General features: G+C 71.3%; 2 protein-coding genes and 2 pseudogenes. All 4 read left to right on the forward strand.

All coding sequences use genetic code 11. The features are described from left to right. The first annotated feature begins 176 nt into the window (after positions 1-176). Positions 177-1,640 (forward strand): ATP-binding protein, encoded by a 1,464-nt coding sequence (locus tag B128_RS0100105; protein WP_018110282.1) that lies wholly within the window; start codon positions 177-179, stop codon positions 1,638-1,640. A gap of 323 nt (positions 1,641-1,963) precedes the next feature. Further along, positions 1,964-2,155, forward strand: a pseudogene (locus B128_RS0100115) (hypothetical protein); the annotation flags it as partial. Between the two features lie 16 nt (positions 2,156-2,171). Beyond that, the gene (locus B128_RS0100120) at positions 2,172-3,314 is read left to right on the forward strand and encodes an MFS transporter (protein ID WP_008632323.1); all 1,143 of its coding nucleotides are present in this window, start codon (positions 2,172-2,174) and stop codon (positions 3,312-3,314) included. Further along, positions 3,311-3,706: pseudogene (locus B128_RS0100125) on the forward strand (hypothetical protein); the annotation flags it as partial. The gene B128_RS0100120 and the pseudogene B128_RS0100125, both read left to right, overlap by 4 nt.

The raw sequence follows: 3,706 nt of genomic DNA on the forward strand, positions 1-3,706 counted from the left end.
GGCCTGGGTGTATCTGGGCATGCTACGCTTGTTGGTGAAGCGGCTGGCTAGGGCCGCGTAGCTGGCCGTGGAGGACTTTTACGACAGCCTCTTATATGGTAGGTGTCGTCAGCGGACCTCGAGGGTCAGAGCCGCAGGGGCGGAAGCCCAGGCCCTCACACGTCTAAAATGGCTCCATGGCCCTGGATTTCCCGGCAAGCCCCCTGGCCCCCGCCCTCCGCCTCCTGGAGGAAGGGCGGGACCGGGAGGCGGAAGCCCTCCTCCAAACTTCCCAAGAAGGCCTCCCGGAGGCCGAGCGCCTGGCCCTTCTAGGCTTCGTAGAGGCCCGTAAGGGGAACCTTCGGGCCTACCGCGCCCTGGCCCTGGAGGCCGCCCGAAGGGCCCAGACCCCCCTCACCCTCTACCACCTGGGCCTGGCCCTCCCTCCAAAGGCGGGGGCCCTGGCCCTGGAGGAGGCCCTCCACCGCTTCCAGGGAGACCCCAAGGCCGAGGCCCGCCTCGCCTTCGCCCTGGCCCGCGCCCTAAGGGGGCTTGGCCGCCTCAGGGAGGCCCTGGGCTACGCCGCTCTTGCCCTTGCCCGGGGCTTTGGCCCCTTCGCCCTCCTGGAGTGGGCCTGGCTCGCCCTCCTCGCCGAGGAGGACCCTCCCCTCCCCGACCTCCTCCGGCAGGTGGAACTCCTGGCCCTGGAGGGGGGCACGGGGCTCTACGCCCGCTTCCTCATGGCCCACCTGCGCTTCCTCCAGGGGGAGGAGGCCTCGGGGAGGGCCTACCTGCGGAAGGCTCTGGGCGAGGCCCCTCTTCCCGCCCTTCCCTACCTCGCCCCCGCCGGGGTGCGCCTCCTGGGGAAGGAGGTCCTCCCCTTCCTCCTGGCGGCGAGGCCCTGGGCCAAGGAGCCCCTCACCCAGGCCCTCCTCGCCTTGGCCGAAGGGCTCTACCGGGAGGACGAGGAAGGGGTGGCCAAGACCCTGCCCCTCCTCCTGGAGGAGGTGGCGGAGGAGGCCATGCGGGGCCTCCTCTTCCTGGGAAGGCCCCACCCCCTCCTGGGAGAGCTCTCCCGGAGGGGGCAGGAGCTCCTCTGGGCCGCAAGCCCCTCGGCCCACTTCCAGGCCCTGGGAGAGCCAAGGCTTGGGGGCAAGCCCCTCCCCCTGCGCCAGGCGGAGCTCCTCGTCCTCCTCCTCGCCCGGAAGGAGGGGTGGAGGGGGGAGGAGCTGGCCCTGGCCCTCTACGGGGAGGCCAACGGGCCCGCCCTCCGCATGGAGGTGCTCCGCCTGAAGCAACGGGGGCTTGCCGTGAAAAGCCGGCCCTACCGCCTGGCCCAGGCCCTACAGGCGGACTTCTTGGAAGTATGGGGGGCCCTGCGTCAAGGAGACCTGAGCGGGGCCCTTGCCCGCTACCGGGGCCCCCTCCTCCCCCAGAGCCAGGCCCCGGGGGTGGAGGCCCTGAGGGCGGAGCTGGAAGAGGCCCTGAGGCGGGCGGTCTTGGCCCAGGGCGAGGTGGAAAGCCTCTTCCTCCTGGCCGAGCGCCTGGGGGAGGACCTGGGGGTCTGGGAGGCCCTCCTGGAGAGGCTACCCTCCCAAGACCCCCGCCTTCCCATCGCCCAGGCCCGGGTGGAAAGGCTCAGGAGGGAGTGGGGCCTCTAAGGTACCCCACCGCAGCTTTGGCCGCGGTGGGGGCCCCAAAAGGTATTCCCACAGCCCCGGCTTGGGCATCCCATGTTGCAAAGCCGAAGTGGCGCTTAGAGCCCAAGCCCCGGGGGCGGGCAGTGGGGGGCGAGGCACTGGGGAAGGACCCCAGAGCCCCCGAGGAGGGCGAGGAGAAGCCAGAGGAGCCGCACGCCTGAAGGCTACCCCGGCCCATGTAACCTCCACGTAACGCCCTAGAGTCTTTATGAGAGCTTTCTGAGTTACGCGGGCGTTACCTTCCTCTTGCTACCCTGAGGCTAACCCGTAAGGGGGTGAAGGAGATGCTCAAGGAAGTGCAGGAGGTCAAGGTCGGCGGCCGGACCCGGCGGGTGCACGTGCGGCCCTTTGCCTGGAACCTGCACGCGCCCACCCACATGGAGTGGACCCCGGACGGCAGGCTCCTGGTGGTGGAGCGCACCACCGGCAAGGTGAAGGACGCCACCAAGGGCGGGGACATGGAGGAGGCCAAGCCCAGTGTCGACTAGTACAGTGCCGCAGCCCTACGCCTTCCTCCTCGCCGCCGAGGGGCTTCGCCTCTTCGGGGCGGGGTTTTTCTACCTTCCTCTGTACCTCCTGGCGGCGGAAAAGGCCCGCGCTCCCCTGGAAGCCGTCCTCCCCCAAACCTTCCTCTACGCCGCGGGACTGGCAAGCCTGCTCGTCGGAGCCCTCCTGGACCGCTTCGAGCGGCGCCGGGTCCTCGTGCTCACCGCCTTGGGCCAGGGCTTCCTCACCCTGGCCCTCTTTCCCGCCCCCTTCCTGCCCCTTTTGTACCTCCTCCTTCTCCTCCTCCTCTTCGAGCTCCTGGACCGCTTCCGCGCCCTGGCCGCAGGCCTCTACCTCCGCTCCCTCGTCCCCAAGGAGGCCTACGAGGGCAAGCTGGGCCGGCTCTCCGCCCTGCACTTCGCCGCGGACACCCTCTCCGATCCCGTGGCCGGGGCCGCCTACGCCCGAAACCCCGGCCTGCCTCCCCTCCTGGGGGGCCCCCTGCTCTTCCTTTCCGCCTTCCTCTACCGCCGCCTTCCCCCCGCCCCTCCCCCCAAGCCCGGCGGGCCCTTCCGCCTGCGGGAGGCCTTTGCCGGGCTCGGCTTCCTCTGGAACCACCCCCTCCTCCGCCGGGTCTTCCTCATCGCCCGGGTCCACGGCCTGGTGCACGGGGCCACCTTCGCCCTCCTACCCCTCTACACCCTGCGGGGCCTGGAGGCCCCGGCCTGGGTCTACGGCCTCCTCTCGGGCGCCTGGGGCCTGGGGGCGGCCGCAGGGGCCCTCCTCCTGGAAAAGCTTCTTCCCCTGGGCCGGGGGAACCTGGCCCGGGGGAGCCTCCTCCTCCTGGGAGCCCCCCTCCTGGGGCTGACCCTCCTACCCCCCTGGCCCCTGGCGGTGGGGCTCCTCTTCCTGTTCGGCCTCGGGCAGCAGTTCTGGAGCCTTCTGGTGACCAGCCTCCTCTACCGGGAGCTGCCCGAGGAGCTGGTAGGCCGGGGTATGGGCGGGGTGGGCTTTGTGTCCAGCCTCCTCGCCCCCCTGGGTTCCCTCCTGGGCGGGGCCCTGGCGGGCCTGGCCCTCCCCCTCCCCTTCCTCCTGGCCGGAGCCCTCCTCCTCGGCCTCGTGCCCCTGGTGGGCAGGGGGTGGCGGTGAGGGGCCAGTACCTTCTAGCCGAGGGCCTGGGGGTCTTTGGGGGAAGCCTGGCCTTCACCGCCCTAGCCCTCCTCCTGGGCCTGGGGGGCAACCCCTGGACCCTGGCCCTGCTCGCCGCCCTCCCCTTCCTCACCTTGCCCCTGGACCTCCTGGCGGGCCTCCTCCTGGACCGGCTGGACCGGACCCGCCTCCTCCTCCTGGGGGTCTACCTCCGGGGAGGGCTCCTCCTCCTTCTCGCCCTCCTCCCCAAGGAGCCCCTTTTCCTCCTGCCCCTGGCTTTCCTCTTCCAGGCGGTGCTGGCCCTGGACCTCCCCGCCTGGCATGCCCTCCTGGTCCGCCTGGCCCAGGGCAGGCTAGAGCGGGAAGGGGGGAGGCTTCAAGCGGCCCAGCTC

It is taken from the genome of Thermus igniterrae ATCC 700962, from assembly GCF_000376265.1.
In the GTDB taxonomy this organism is placed as follows: Bacteria; Deinococcota; Deinococci; order Deinococcales; family Thermaceae; genus Thermus; species Thermus igniterrae.

Coding starts and splice junctions, on each gene's coding strand:
- B128_RS0100105 (WP_018110282.1), top strand. CDS start 177: ATGGCCCTGGATTTCCCGGCAAGCCCCCTGGCCCCCGCCCTCCGCCTC.